At 72.6% G+C, this 14,231-nt stretch carries 12 protein-coding genes; 2 read left to right on the top strand and 10 right to left on the bottom strand.

The features are described 5' to 3' along the window. Positions 1–60: 60 nt before the first annotated feature. The 10 genes from Q3W71_RS28145 to rpmH form a co-directional block, all read right to left on the bottom strand. Positions 61–921 carry a hypothetical protein gene (locus Q3W71_RS28145; RefSeq protein WP_302922484.1) on the bottom strand — a complete coding sequence of 287 codons (861 nt, stop codon included), beginning with the start codon at positions 919–921 and terminating at the stop codon, positions 61–63. A gap of 2,347 nt (positions 922–3,268) precedes the next feature. Beyond that, on the bottom strand, positions 3,269–4,279 hold the full coding sequence (locus Q3W71_RS28140) for a ParB/RepB/Spo0J family partition protein (RefSeq protein ID WP_302922483.1): 1,011 nt from the start codon (positions 4,277–4,279) through the stop codon (positions 3,269–3,271). A 27-nt stretch (positions 4,280–4,306) separates the two neighbouring features. Next, positions 4,307–5,593, bottom strand: coding sequence for a ParA family protein (locus Q3W71_RS28135; protein WP_302922482.1), 1,287 nt, complete (start codon positions 5,591–5,593; stop codon positions 4,307–4,309). A gap of 214 nt (positions 5,594–5,807) precedes the next feature. Beyond that, positions 5,808–6,032: a hypothetical protein gene (locus Q3W71_RS28130; RefSeq protein ID WP_302922481.1), complete on the bottom strand. Its 225-nt coding sequence runs from the start codon at positions 6,030–6,032 to the stop codon at positions 5,808–5,810. Between the two features lie 132 nt (positions 6,033–6,164). After that, positions 6,165–6,860, bottom strand: coding sequence for a 16S rRNA (guanine(527)-N(7))-methyltransferase RsmG (gene rsmG / locus Q3W71_RS28125; protein ID WP_302922573.1), 696 nt, complete (start codon positions 6,858–6,860; stop codon positions 6,165–6,167). A 124-nt stretch (positions 6,861–6,984) separates the two neighbouring features. Beyond that, positions 6,985–7,575: a R3H domain-containing nucleic acid-binding protein gene (locus tag Q3W71_RS28120; RefSeq protein ID WP_302922480.1), complete on the bottom strand. Its 591-nt coding sequence runs from the start codon at positions 7,573–7,575 to the stop codon at positions 6,985–6,987. Positions 7,576–7,787: 212 nt separating this feature from the next. Next, positions 7,788–8,774, bottom strand: a complete 987-nt coding sequence (gene yidC / locus Q3W71_RS28115; protein WP_302922479.1) for a membrane protein insertase YidC — start codon at positions 8,772–8,774, stop codon at positions 7,788–7,790. Between the two features lie 3 nt (positions 8,775–8,777). After that, positions 8,778–9,017 carry a membrane protein insertion efficiency factor YidD gene (yidD, locus tag Q3W71_RS28110; RefSeq protein WP_231928446.1) on the bottom strand — a complete coding sequence of 80 codons (240 nt, stop codon included), beginning with the start codon at positions 9,015–9,017 and terminating at the stop codon, positions 8,778–8,780. Between the two features lie 44 nt (positions 9,018–9,061). After that, the gene (rnpA, locus tag Q3W71_RS28105; protein WP_302922478.1) at positions 9,062–9,478 is read right to left on the bottom strand and encodes a ribonuclease P protein component; all 417 of its coding nucleotides are present in this window, start codon (positions 9,476–9,478) and stop codon (positions 9,062–9,064) included. A gap of 37 nt (positions 9,479–9,515) precedes the next feature. Beyond that, a complete protein-coding gene (rpmH, locus tag Q3W71_RS28100) occupies positions 9,516–9,653 on the bottom strand; it encodes a 50S ribosomal protein L34 (protein ID WP_074478258.1) in 138 nt (45 codons plus the stop codon). 625 nt (positions 9,654–10,278) lie between these two features. Between rpmH and dnaA the strand changes: the two genes are divergently transcribed. Together dnaA and dnaN are read left to right on the top strand one after the other, a co-directional pair. Beyond that, a complete protein-coding gene (gene dnaA, locus Q3W71_RS28095; RefSeq protein WP_302922477.1) occupies positions 10,279–12,093 on the top strand; it encodes a chromosomal replication initiator protein DnaA in 1,815 nt (604 codons plus the stop codon). 960 nt (positions 12,094–13,053) lie between these two features. After that, positions 13,054–14,187 (top strand): DNA polymerase III subunit beta, encoded by a 1,134-nt coding sequence (gene dnaN / locus Q3W71_RS28090; protein ID WP_302922476.1) that lies wholly within the window; start codon positions 13,054–13,056, stop codon positions 14,185–14,187. Positions 14,188–14,231: the final 44 nt, after the last annotated feature.

Genomic DNA, 14,231 nt, shown 5'->3' with positions numbered 1-14,231 from the left:
ACAGGATTCAGCCCTGGCCGTGCCGATCCGCGATACCGCGACCCCGGGCGGTCCGGCGGACTAGCTGTCCGTCGAGCGGGCGGTGCCCGAGGCGGCAACTCTCGGAGTTCCGGCGGGCGGTGCGACCTCACCCCTGTCGGCGGGTGCTTCCAAGACATCCCCTTGCCGCTGTCCGGTGTGCTCGGTGGCCGAGGTGCCGAGGGTGGTGGACTCCGGAGCGGCGTCGGGCTCGCTCCCGGACGCCGGTTCGGGAATCTCCGCCGCTGCCTCGATCACCGATGCCGCCTCCTCGTCCGCCCGCTCGCTGGTCGCCGGAGCGGCGTCCGTCAGGCTCGAGGGCGCCTGCCACTGGATGCGCGGCGGCTCGGCCAGCGGCCGCCCTCCGAACTCGGCGAGCCAGGCGGCCACCAGGGCGAGGTTCTCCCGCCACTGGGCCTCGGAGATCGGCGGCAGGATCGAGTCCCAGAGCGGCAGGAACGTGCCGCGCAACTGGAGCCGGCCGAGGGGCCGGGCCAGGAACCACATGTGCAGGTGAGCGGAGCCGTCGCCCCAGCGGTTGACGTGGACCCGGGCGACGTCGTCCAGCGACCGGATCGCGCGCTCCAGCCGTACCGTCATCACGCCGAGTTCGGCGGCGAGCAGGTTGGGCAGATCGCCGAGATCGAGGTGCGAGCGGGATTCGAGGATCAGCACCATCGGCAGCCCGGTGGGGCGGTCCATAGCGCGTACCCGCCAGCGCTCGCTCACCCAGATGTACGCCTCGTCGGGAGCGCCGCAGGCGGTGCATTCCCGGAGTCCCTCGCCCTTGCGGGGCGGTTCGACCGGGACCGGATCGTCGAGTTGCTTGACCCGGAGGTCGCCCTCGAAGGGGAAGGACGGCCACTGGGTGAAGTCCGGAACTGAGGGAGGGGTGTCCTGCACGAGGCTGACCCTAACCGAGTCCGGCACCGCTGTCCCTACTTGAATCAGCGTCATTCCCGACCGCCACCGGGCTGGACCGGCGATCGGTCGACGGGGGTCGCACCGGGCCCGCGACCGCTTGTCCACAGGCCGCCACGGCGCCGAACACACCCCGTCATCCACAGGCACACCCCCTGTTCCACACGGGGTTTCACGTGAAACGGGGCTGCCTGTGGAAAACCGGTGTGGATAACTTTGGCGGGTCCACGGGACGGTGTAGCGGGCTCGGCGGGCGGGCTCTGGGCGGGCTGGGTCGGACTGTTGGTCGGGCTCGCCGATCTCTCAACCCGGTCACGCCGATGCGGGGCTCGCTAGACCGGTGACGGCTCGGCGCCCGGTCGCTGCCGGCGCCGCCGGAGGTTCGGGCATCCGACCGCGAGTCTGTGGTACTGCCCGGCGTCATTCCCCTCGTTCCGCTGTGGGCGTCCAAGTCTGAGCTTCTGGCGAGGTTGGGCCGTCCCAGGGGCGGTGAAGCAGAGAGCCGGGCCGGGCGATGACCGGTAGGGCGGTAGGGCGGTACGCCGCCGCGATCCCCAACGATGCCGCGTGCCGCCTTGCGGCCGGGAGGAGTCTCCGAGGTCCGACAGGTCCGGGGTTGGTCGGTCTCCGGGAGTTCGGTGAAGAAGTCAGTGGACGATCCGGAGCTGAGGGCTAGGTGCGTGCACCTGCGGGCGCTGTCGAGCTGCCCGCGTGGATGGGGCAATGCACGCCGACCCTGTCGCACTCCCGCTTCCAGGCACGACACCGCTCACCGGTCGCCGCGTCCGCAGCCATCGGCGGCGGCGCGTTGGACCCGGACGGGCAGCCGGGCAGCCGGGCAGCCGGGCAGCCGGGCAGCCGGGCAGCCGGGCAGCCGGGCAGCCGGGCAGCCGGGCAGCCGGGCAGCCGGATGATGCTCGGGTGCCGGTGCCCGCCGCGCAACCTCGGTGGCTACCACCGAGCACGCGGCGGGTTTCACGTGAAACGGCGAGTCCCCGACTCGGCGACTGGTCATCAGGACCTCTTGGCAGCGACCCAACGCCTCGCGACGACTGCGCTGTCCGAAGCCAAGCGGTCGGCTGATGCGTGCGCAGCGGCCGACGGTGCCAGTAACAGCGTCTGTCTCGGCCTCGTCGTGCCGGCGGGCTCGCAGGGCCTCGGTTCCCTGCCGGCGCACAGCAGGGCGGCGGCCTCCGACGGCGATCCTCAGGATGCGTCCATAGCCGGCGATCGCGCCCGACCCCGATTCGCCGATGCCGCTGGCTGTTGGCGACGTACCGCAGGCCCCGCCCGGCACCGACACACCTCGGCGCCGGCCTCGGTCACTGCCTCCACCACGCCGGCCGACCGTTGTGGACCCCCCCAACACGGAGTCCGGGCTGCTGCGCCGCCACGGATCGGATACCGGCCGCCTGTGCCAGACCGCTGAGAGGTGAGGCACCGGGGACGACCCTGGATTCCACGCACACCGAGTCGGCCGCCCGGCCGGCGGACGTGGCAAGCCCGCTCCCGTTGCGGGTGGCCGCGTCGCTACCGATCGCCGCCGGGTGGCGCTGCTGGCTAGACAATGCGGAACCTCCTGCCTTGACCGAGCCCCCGACGGCGTCCGGGCGCTCCCCGGCCTCGAAGTCCGGACGGCGGCCCTCAGGACGCCGCAGAGGGCCTCCCGCCCGCGGCAGCCCTGCGGGAGCCAACCCGCCACCGTCGTCCGCCTACAGCGTCATCGCCCGGTCCTATGGCTGGCCCCGACGCCACGGCGTCCTGGCTGGTGACGGCGCCTTGTTTCACGTGAAACGGCGGCACTAGGAGGGAGGCGCCGCGTTTTATCGGATACTCGGCCGCGTGCCGCAGCGGACCGACTGGGAAAGCGAGACACCGGCGCGGCGACCATCGGCACGCACCGCAAGGCCGACGCGGCACGCATGGCACGGAACGGTCCGGCACTGCACACCACAGCACGGCGCGGTACGGCACAGCACCGCACGCCGCGACACGGCGACGCGGCACGCGTGGGCACCGAAAGAACGGCCCGGCACGGCACCCCACGCGCCGAGCGGCCCTCACGGCACCCACCGCGCAGCGCGGCCCGCACGGCACACCACGGCCCGGCCCGACACGGCCCGGCCCGACACGGCCCGGCCCGGCCCGGCCCGACACGGCGCGGCGCGGCGCGGCGCGGCGCGGCGCGGCAGGGCAGGGCAGGGCAGGGCAGGGCACCAGAGAGCGTCCCCGGCGGGCCGGGGCGGCAAGGAGAACGGCTGCGGTGCCCGGGGGCGCGGAAACGGCCGCGGCACCTGCGGTGTGCGCGCGGCCGTTCGGCGTACCGGGGTCAGGCTTCGGGCTCCTCCCGGTCGACCCCGATGATTCCGACGATCCGCTCCAGGTCGTCGACCGTCGCGAACTCAATCGTGATCTTGCCCTTGTTCCGGCCGATGTCGACCTTCACCCGGGTGTCGAAACGGTCCGAGAGGCGGTCAGCCAGATCGGTGAGCGCCGGCGCATGCGGCTTGGGCCGCCGCCGGGCCGAGTCCTTCTTCGTCGGGCCGTCGCTCAGCGCCAGGGCCACGATCTCCTCGGTCGCCCGGACCGAGAGGCCCTCGGCGACGATCCGGAGCGCCAACTGCTCCTGCGCCTCCGCGTCGTCGAGGCTGAGCAACGCCCGGGCGTGCCCGGCGGAGAGCACGCCGGCCGCGACCCGCCGCTGCACCTGCGCGGGCAGGTTCAACAACCGGATGGTGTTGGAGATCTGCGGCCGGCTCCGGCCGATCCGGCGAGCCAGCTCCTCGTGGGTGGCGCCGAACTCCTCGAGCAGCTGCTGGTACGCGGCCGCCTCTTCGAGCGGGTTCAGGTTGGCCCGGTGGATGTTCTCCAGCAGCGCGTCCCGGAGCATCGCGTCGTCGCGGGTGTCCCGGACGATCGCCGGGATGCTCTCCCGGCCCACCGCCTGCGCGGCGCGCCACCGACGCTCGCCCATCACCAGCTCGTACTTCTCGTCGTCGAGCTGGCGTACCACGATCGGCTGAAGGAATCCGACCTCGCGGATCGAGGTCTTCAGCTCCTCCAGCGCCTCCTCGTCGAAGACCTGCCGGGGCTGCTTCGGGTTCGGCACGATGGCGTCGACCGGGATCTCGGCGAACCGGGCGCCGGGCACCGGACCGAGTGTCGCCGACGCGGGCGCGGGCGCTGGCGGATCGACCGCTGCCGGCGCTCCGGCCGGTACGGCCGCGACGGTGACGCCGCTGTCGGGGGCGCCCACCGCGGCATCGGCGGCCGGCGCCGGTCCGGTCGGGATCAGTGCGCCCAGGCCTCGACCCAGCCCGCCCCGAGGACGGTTCTTCATGCCACGCCTCCCAGCGCCTCGTCCGCACTACGCATTCCGGCTCACCGGCTCCTTGACGCCTCGCTCGGCGATCTCCTGGGCGGCCTCGAAGTAGCTCGTCGCCCCCCGCGATCCGGGATCGTAGGTCATCACCGACTGGCCGTAGCTGGGTGCCTCGGAGACGCGGACGTTACGCGGGATGACCGCCTGGAGCACCTTGTCACCGAAGTGGTTCCGGACGTCCTGCTCCACCGCGTCGGCCAGCCGGGTACGCCGGTCGTACATGGTGAGCAGGATCGTGGAGACCTCCAGCCGCGGGTTGAGGTGCTGGCGAACCAGGTTGATGTTCTGGATCAGCTGGTTGAGGCCCTCCAGCGCGTAGTACTCGCACTGGATCGGGATGAGCACCTCCTGCGCCGCGACCAGAGCGTTGACCGTGAGCAGGCCGAGCGAGGGCGGGCAGTCGATAAAGACGTAGTCGAAGTGCCCCGGGTACGCGGTGATGGCGCGGGCCAGCCGGGACTCCCGGGCGACCACCGAGACGAGTTCGATCTCGGCACCCGCCAGGTCGATGGTGGCCGGTACGCACCACAGGTTGGGGATCCCCTCGACCTCCTGGGCGACCTCCTCCAGCGGCACGCTGTTGATGAGGCAGTCGTAGACGTCCGGCACGCCGGTGTGGTGCGGCACGTTGAGCCCGGTGGAGGCGTTGCCCTGCGGGTCGAGGTCGACCACCAGCACCCGGTTGCCGTGCAGGGCGAGCGCCACCGCCAGGTTCACCGTGGTCGTGGTCTTTCCCACGCCGCCCTTCTGGTTCGCGACGCACATGACCCGGGTCCGCTCCGGCCGAGGCATAGTCACCTCGCCACTGGGATTCAGGATCTGCACGGCACGCATCGCCTCCATAGCCAACGGTGGGTCATCCTCTTCGCGCATCGGTGTTTCACGTGAAACGTACGCGGGCTCGACGGCGGCGCTTTCGAAGGCCGCTGTCGTGTCGAAGACCGGACCGGGGGTCGCGTCCGGCACCGCCTCCGGGGTCGGCTGCTGGGGTACCGGCGCCTCGAACCGGGCCGCCGCGTTGCGCCGGATCGGGATGACCCGTCCGCCCGCGCCAGCCGGCTGGGCACCACCGGGCACCGTCGAGTCCGCACGACCCGCCCCGGTCACCGGAAGGTCCCGGCGCTCCCCGGATTCGACGTCCGGCGGCCGGTTCGACGGGCCCTGCGCCGACGCCCCGGAAGGCGGCCAGCTCTGGTAGTCGGTTTCACGTGAAACAGGAGCGCCCGTCGAACCCGTCACGCGTGGATCGTCGTACCTGCCGTCGTCATGCACCTGTCATCCCTGCCCGCTTCGGATGGTCGGTCCGCATCCCGTCATACCCCGGCCGTACGCGTACTCGCACTGCGCGTCCGGCGCGGCGGAAGCGGTCGGGACCCGGTGACGCCGTTGCCGCCCGCTCCACACTATCGACGCGCGGTCAGCCTACGGCTCACGGGCGCGGCCGGTCCACGTCGGGTTCGCAACCCGCACCCTCCACCCACCCGGTTCAACGACCCAGGAGCCGGCCGGAAAGCCGGTAGCAGGCACCTGAGCGGCGGGTCAGCGGGACCAACCGCTGGGTGGTGATCGGCATCACGGCCGGTTGAGGCAGCACGACGTTCAGCGGCCCGGCGTTCAGGGGCCACCCGTCCCGGCCGATGCGCGGGGTGCTGCTGTCCATCCTGGAAACGCGGCGTGTGACAGCAGGAACAGCGCGATGCTGCAGCAGCACCAGCCCGCCCCAGCAGCGGAGCGACAACCGCGTCTCGGGCCCTACCGGGGCAAGGCCAGGTGCGCGGGGATCGGCGCCAGTACCGGGTCCACCCCGGGCGCACGGCCGCCGGCCACCACCGTCCGCACCGGGTCAGCGGCGGCGGGACCGCCCGCCGCGAGACTTCTTGGCGGCCGGTCGCCGGACCGGCCCCACCACCCGTTCGCGCACGATCTCCACCACCGTGGTCGGCGCGTCGAGCACGCCCTCACCGCAGCGGTGCACCGTCGGCTCGCCACCACCCAGCCGCGCCACCGCCGCCGCGTGCTCGGCGATCTCCTCGGCGGCCGATGCGCCCTTGAGCGCCACCAGCCGTCCACCGGGCACCGCCAGCGGCAGGCACCAGGCGGCGAGCCGGTCCAGCGGGGCGACCGCCCGGGCGGTGACCACGTCGCCGCGCAGCGGCTCGGCACCCGCGCCGGCCGCCGCCTCCTCGGCCCGGCCCCGGAAAACCCGCACCGTCTTCGCCAGGCCGAGCCCCTGCACCGCCTCGACCAGGAAGGAGGTCCGTCGGGCGAGCGGCTCGATCAGCGTCACGGTCAGGTCGGGGCGCGCGATCGCCAGCACCAGCCCGGGGAGTCCGGCACCCGAGCCGACGTCGAGCACGGCGGCGCCCTCGGGGATCCGCTCCGCCACGGCCGCGCAGTTGAGCAGGTGCCGGTCCCAGATCCGCGGCGCCTCCCGGGGGCCGATCAGCCCGCGGAGCACCCCGTCGGTGGCCAGCAGTTCGGCGTACGCGGCGGCCAGGTCGAGCCGATCGCCGAAGAGGGTGCGGGCCGCGCCGGCCAGTTCCGGCGGCAGCACCGCGTCGGCCGGCGAGGGCGTGACGCCGGGGCGGACAGCCGACGGCCCGGGCGGCGTGCCACCCGGGCCGGCCACGGCCCCGGCCGTGGTGTCGTCGTTGGTCACGCGGTCAGTCCGCCGGCCGGACGACGATGCGCCGGTTCGGCTCGACACCCTCGGACTCGCTCTCCACCCCGCTCATCGCGTTGACCACGTCGTGCACGCACTTGCGCTCGAACGCGGACATCGGCTCCAGGCGGACCGGCTCGCCGTACTCCTTGACCTTCTCGACGGCGTTCTTCGCCACGGCGGCCAGTTCCTTGCGGCGGTTGGCCCGGTAGCCACCGACGTCGAGCAGCAGCCGGCTCGGCGACCCGGTCTGCCGGAACACGGCCAGCCGGGCCAGTTCCTGCAGCGCCTCCAGGGTGGCGCCGCGCTGCCCGACCAGGTTCTGCAACCGGCCGCCCACGACCTCGACCACCGGGCGCCCGCCCGATACAAGCTCGTCGATGTCTCCGTCGTAGTCGAGGATGTCGAGCAGCCCCTCGACGTAGTCGGCGGCGATCTCGCTCTGCCGGAACAGTTCGCTCTCGCCCGCGGCCTTCTTCTCCCGCGGGCCCTCCTCGGTCTCCTCCGCCTCGGTGTCGTCCTCCGCCGCGGCGGGGGCGACGCCCTCCTCGTCCAGTGACTCGTCGGCGCGGGGGATGCTGGTGTCCGTCACGGTCTCATCTCCGTACTCGCTCGGCCGGACCGTCGGGTCCGCTGGTTCCCCGGGGGCCGGCGGGAGCTTCGCCGGTGCCCGCGGGCACGTCTGTAGGGCAGTCTCGCCCGTGGCCGCGCCCCGCGCGGCCGTTCCGCTCCGGCGCCGGCCGTACGGCGGCTGCACGGTGCGGAACGGGCCGCCGCCGGTCTCCCGACGGCGGCCCGGACAGGTCAGCCCTTCCGCTTGGCGGGGCGGCCCTTCTTGGGGTTCACCGGCTTGGCGCCGGGCTTCGGGGCGGCGACCTTCGGCGCGGCGGGCTTCGCCGGCACCTGGGCGGCCGGCTTGGCGCGGCCGAGCAGGCCACCCGACTTGGCCGGCTGCACCGGGCCGCGGGGCGAGGTGCCCGGCTTGGTGGTGCTGACGTTCGCCGGCGGCGGGAACTTCCGGAGCACCCACTGCTGCTGGCCGAGGGTGAACAGGTTGTTGGTGACCCAGTAGATGATCACACCGATCGGGAAGATCGCGCCGGAGACCAGGAGCGAGAGCGGGATGCCGTAGAGCATCAGCCGCTGGATCATCCGCTGCTGCGGGTCCTCCGCCCAGCCGGTCTTGAGGATCATCTGGCGGCTGGTCAGGTAGGTGGTGCCCATCATGACCAGGACCAGGATGCCGGCGATGACCTTGACGGTGGTGCCGTTGGCGCCGAGGCGGGCCAGCTCCTCGGCGGTCGAGCCGAACTTGCCGGCGATCGGGGCGGTGAAGAGCTTCGCCTGCGAGGCGCTCTCGAACTGGCCGACCGTCCAGCCGTAGAGGGTCTTGCCGCCGTTTGCCGGGTCGAGCCGGCGGAGCACGTGGAAGAGGCCGAGGAAGACCGGGATCTGGAGGAACATCGGAAGGCAGCCCATCAGCGGGTTGGCCTTTTCCTTCCGGTAGAGCTCCATCATCTCCTTCTGGAGCGTCTCCCGGTCACCCTTGTGCTTCTCCTGCAGCGCCTTCACCTGGGGCTGGAGCGCCTGCATCGCCCGCTGGGACTTGATCTGCTTGACGAAGATCGGGAACAGGATCACCCGGACGGTGACCACCAGGAAGACGATGGCGAGGATCCAGGCCCAGTTCGTGCCGATCACCGCGCCGTCCGGCACGCCGATGGCGTCCCAGGCCGAATGCCAGGCCAGCAGGATCCACGAAATCGCGTAGTAGATCCAGTCGAGACTCAATTCTCAGGCTCCAGTCACATCGGCACGTCGGCGACCGCCCGGCTCCGGCACCGGGTCGTGTCCACCTGGGTGGAATGGGTGGCAGCGCAGCAACCGCCGGACCGTGAGGCCGGCTCCCCGGAGCGCGCCGTGCCGGGCCACCGCCTCGAGGGCGTACGCACTGCACGACGGATAGAACCGACAGCGGGCCGGCAGAGCCGGGCTTATCCACCGACGGTACGCGATGATGGGGCCGGTCAGCACACGGGCACCGGCTGTGCTGGGCCGGGGGACGGTCGGTCCGGCGCTCACCGCGACCGCCGCCCTCGGGGCGAGCGCGCGGCGGCGATGGCGGCGTCCAGGTCGGCGCCGAGCCGCGGGTAGGACGCGTCGGCCGCGGCGGGCAGCGCCCGTACGACCAGGGTGCTGCCGGGCGGGAGGTCGGCCAGCCGCTCGCGGACCAGGTGCCGCAGCCGACGGCGGACCCGGTTGCGGACCACGGCCGGCCCGACCGCCTTGGACACGACGAAGCCGGCGCGGGTCGGTGCGGAGATCTGCTCCGCACCGGCGTCCCGCGCCGGCTCCGGCGAGGTCTGTGCCGTGGGTTCGGCCCCGGTCGGCAGGGTGAGGTGGACGACAACCGCGCCGCGACCGGCGCGGCGGCCACCGCGAACCGCTGCGGCGAAGTCGGTGCTACGCCGCAGTCGCTGTGCGGCCGCCAGCACGACTGCCCACGTCCCCCCGGACCTGACCCGGTCGGCCTCAGGCCGACAGGCGGGTGCGGCCCTTGGCGCGACGGGTCGAGATGATGGCGCGGCCGGCCCGGGTGCGCATGCGCAGCCGGAAGCCGTGGGTCTTCGCGCGCCGGCGGTTGTTCGGCTGGTAGGTGCGCTTGCTCACGTCAGGCTCTCCGTTGTCGTACGCCCCGGGCGAGGGGACCGCCGGGGTCGTGTGGTGGTCCAGGCCACCTCGGTGGTGGCCCCGATCGGTGCTGCCCGGCGGGACCCTCGGCGTGCGGGGCGCGACCGGCGGACAGCAAGCACCCATCACCCTAGCAGAGGGCGACAGAGCAGCCGCTCCAGCCTACGCAGGGGGGCAATGACCGTCAAATACCCCCACCAGGGCGGACACCGGACCCGGCCGGCGACCGAAGCGGCGGTTTTCGCTGATGTTGACAAGGCCGGCCGCGCGTCGCCGGTTGATGGCGCGTGGACAACGCTGTTACCGTGCCCGATTGCGGTCAGCGTCGGGGGTCCCGGTGTCGCCGGCAGGCAAGACCGGACCCGGTAGTGAATCGTTCGGCACGGTGAACCCGCTTCAGCGCCCGTTCAGGCAGGGGGCAGGTCAGACCCGCGTCCGGCGGGCGGCCACAATCGGTCGGTACACAGGCTGTGGATAACTTGTGGACGACGACCGGTCGGCCGTCCGGGTGGGTGAAGGTCCACCAGCTCGAGGGCGGCGGGCCCGGAAGACCGGCCGGGGCGACGGCGGCGTCCGGGGGCAGAGGCGAGGGGGTGGCACGACGGTGACCGGTACGACCGACCTCGCCGCTGTCTGGATGGCGACGACCGACGAGCTCGCCGACGAGATCATCTCAGCCCAGCAGCGGGCGTACCTGCGGCTGACCTGGCTGCGCGCGATCGTCGAGGACACCGCGCTGCTCTCCGTCCCGGACGCGTTCACCCGGGACGTGATCGAGTCGCGGCTGCGGCCGGCGATCACCGAGGCGCTCACCCGCCGGCTCGGCCGCCCGATCCAGGTGGCGGTCACCGTACGGGTGGCCGAGGACGGCGCGGGCCGGCCGGCCGGCACCGTCTACCGCTCCGGTCCGGAGCCCGCGCCGGTCGACCACGAGGGCGGCCCGGCGGGATTCGACGGCACCGGCCCCGAGCCACGGGACGACGACCCGCTCGCCCGGCAGCAGCCCCCGCTCATCCCCGAGCAGCCGCACCCGGAGCGCCGGACCGACGCGCCGCCGCCCGGGCAGCCCACCGAGGACCGGCCGGGTCCGGCCGGCCCCGGCGGCCAGGAGGCGCTGTTCAGCACGGCCTTCGCCGAGCCGCCCCGGCCGGACCGCCCGGCCCGGCGTACGCCCACCGCGCGCGGCTTCGACGAGCAGGCCGCCCGGCTCGACCCGCCCGGCCCGGACGCCCGCCCCTACGAGCCGCGCTACCCGCAGGACGCGGTCTCCCCCCGCGACCAGCACGTGATCCGCGCGCTGCCCCGCGACGGCGGCCCGGACAGCGGCCCCGGACGGGCGGACCACCGACCCGGCGGCCGGGACGAGCGGCGGCTGCCCGCCGACGCCGGCGGCAACCGGCTCAACCCGAAGTACATGTTCGAGACGTTCGTCATCGGCTCGTCCAACCGGTTCGCGCACGCCGCGGCGGTCGCCGTGGCCGAGTCACCGGCGAAGGCGTACAACCCGCTGTTCATCTACGGCAGCTCCGGGCTCGGCAAGACGCACCTGCTGCACGCCATCGGGCACTACGCCACCACGCTCGGCAACGCCCGGTCGGTGCGGTACGTCTCGACCGAGGAGTTCACCAACGACTTCATCAACTCGCTCCGGGACGACAAGACCAGCGCGTTCCAGCGGCGCTACCGCGACGTCGACATCCTGCTGATCGACGACATCCAGTTCCTGGAGAACCGCGAGCGCACCCAGGAGGAGTTCTTCCACACCTTCAACACCCTGCACAACGCCAACAAGCAGATCGTGATCACCTCCGACCGCTCGCCGAAGCAGCTGGCGACGCTGGAGGACCGGCTGCGGACCCGGTTCGAGTGGGGCCTGCTCGCCGACATCCAGCCGCCGGACCTGGAGACCCGGATCGCGATCCTGCAGAAGAAGGCAGCGCAGGAGCGCCTGTACGCCCCGCCGGACGTGCTGGAGTTCATCGCCTCCCGGGTGTCGAACTCGATCCGCGAGCTGGAGGGCGCGCTGATCCGGGTCACCGCGTTCGCCAGCCTGACCCGCTCGACGGTCGAGCTGTCGCTGGCCGAGGAGGTGCTGCGGGACTTCATCCCGGACGGCGCCGGGCCGGAGATCACCGCGGACCAGATCATGGTCTCCACCGCTGACTACTTCGGGGTGAGCCTGGAGGACCTGCGCGGCCACTCCCGGTCCCGGGTGCTGGTCAACGCCCGTCAGGTGGCCATGTACCTCTGCCGCGAGCTGACCGACCTCTCGCTGCCCCGGATCGGGCAGGCCTTCGGCGGCCGGGACCACACCACGGTGATGCACGCCGACCGCAAGATTCGCCAGCAGATGGCCGAGCGCCGGTCGCTCTACAACCAGATCGCCGAGCTGACCAACCGGATCAAGCAGAACACCTGAGCGACGGCTTCGGGTCGCAGCGCGGCGTCGGACGCGCCGAGCTGAAGCCGTCGTCGCGTACGCCCGAGACGTGACCGCGCCCGGCCAGGCTGCTGGCCGGGCGTTTCCGTGCCCGGCCGACCACGGCGCCCGCCGCCGGAGCGTGCCGACGGTGCCGGGCGACGCACGCATCCCGCCCGACGCACGTGCCCAGCGACGCACACGCCCGGCCACTCCGGCGTTCGCACCGCGTCATCCACCGAGTCCGGGCGGTCCACGCGGGCGCGGGACTTGACCCTCGACGAGGTCGAGACCACAGCATCGAAGCCGTGACCATCCACCGCACCGCCTCGTTGTCCACAGCTCGTTGTCCACCGCCGGTGGAAAACCACGCTCCGTCCGGACCCGGTTACCCACAGCCTGTGGAGAAACCCTGGGGACGACGCTGTGGACGCCTGGGGACAACCGCTCCGTTGTCCACCGCGGACGGTCGGCCTGTGGGCGGGCTGTTGAAGGTTCTGGGGATGACGCCGGTCGAGCCGTCGTCGCCGGTCCACAGGGCTGGGGAGGAAGTCGGTGGATTACCGGTGGACAACCGGTGGACAACCGTGGACAACCCGGTGGACCGGGCGGCCTGTGGACCAGAACACGGGTTGTACCCCTGGTTCTCCACAGCGAAACCACCGGTGGATAACCTGTCTGACCTGCGCGGACGCCGGTTCTCCACAGTTTGCACAGGTGCGATGAAGACGATGAGTTATCTCTTCTGAAAGAACAAAAACCAATCATCACCGTTGGACTTTCTGTGGATCGGGCCGGAGACCGCCGAGGGCGGCCGGGCCGGCACCGGGATCCACGGGGTCGGGCGCACAGCCGATGCCCACGCGCCCTAAGGTGCGATGGGTACCCGCACCGTCAGGCGGGTCGGCAGGCAGCGGTCGGCATGAGAGAGTTGTCGCTGACGTCGACGCGGAGGCATTGATGAAGTTCCGAGTGGAGCGCGACGCGCTCGCCGAGGCCGTGGCCTGGACCGCGAAGAGCCTGCCCAACCGGCCGTCCGTACCGGTGCTGGCCGGCGTGATGCTCCGGGTGACCGACGGCAACCTGCAGGTCTCCGGGTTCGACTACGAGGTCTCCAGCCAGGTCACCGTCGAGGTGCAGGGGGACGCCGACGGGGCCGCGCTGGTCTCCGGCCGGCTGCTCGCCGAGATCACCAAGGCGCTGCCGGCCAAGCCGGTGGACATCGCCGCCGTCGGCGCGCACCTCGAACTGGTCTGCGGCAGCGCCCGGTTCACCCTGCCCACCATGCCGGTGGAGGACTACCCGTCGCTGCCCGAGATGCCGGAGAGCGCCGGCACCGTCGACGCGGCCGCGTTCGCCGCCGCCGTCGCCCAGGTGGCCGTGGCCGCCGGCCGGGACGAGACGCTGCCGATGATGACCGGTGTCCGGATCGAGCTCTCCGGCAGCACGCTGGCCATGCTCGCCACCGACCGCTACCGCCTCGCCCTGCGCGAGATGCAGTGGAACCCGGACGACCCGGAGATCAGCATCAACGCGCTGGTGCCGGCGCGGACGCTGCACGACACCGCCAAGGCGCTCGGCCCGCTCGGCGGCGAGGTGACCATGGCGCTGTCCCAGGGCGGTGCCGGCGAGGGCATGATCGGCTTCGCCGGCGGCACCCGGCGCACCACCAGTCGGCTGCTCGACGGCGCCAACTACCCGCCGGTGCGCTCGCTCTTCCCGGCCAGCCACAACGCCGAGGCCCGGGTGCCGGTCAGCGCCCTGGTCGAGGTGGTCAAGCGGGTCGCGCTGGTCGCCGAGCGGACCACCCCGGTGCTGCTCAGCTTCAGCGCCGACGGGCTGGTGGTCGAGGCCGGCGGCACCGAGGAGGCGCGGGCCAGCGAGGCCATGGAGGCCACCTTCACCGGCGAGCCGCTGACCATCGGCTTCAACCCGCAGTACCTGATCGACGGCCTCGCCAACCTCGGGGCCCAGTACGCCGTGCTCTCGTTCGTCGACGCGTTCAAGCCCGCGGTGATTTCGCCGGCGGGCGAGGATGGCGAGGTCATCCCTGGGTACCGGTACCTCATCATGCCGATCCGGGTTTCCCGCTGATCGCGCCCCGGAGAACACCCCAGAGAACGCACGACGGAGGTAGG

This window comes from Micromonospora sp. C28SCA-DRY-2 (assembly GCF_030519475.1).
Taxonomy (GTDB): domain Bacteria; phylum Actinomycetota; class Actinomycetes; order Mycobacteriales; family Micromonosporaceae; genus Micromonospora.
The sequence above is the reverse complement of the archived record's forward strand: the minus strand, read 5'-3'. Positions and strand labels throughout refer to the sequence as shown.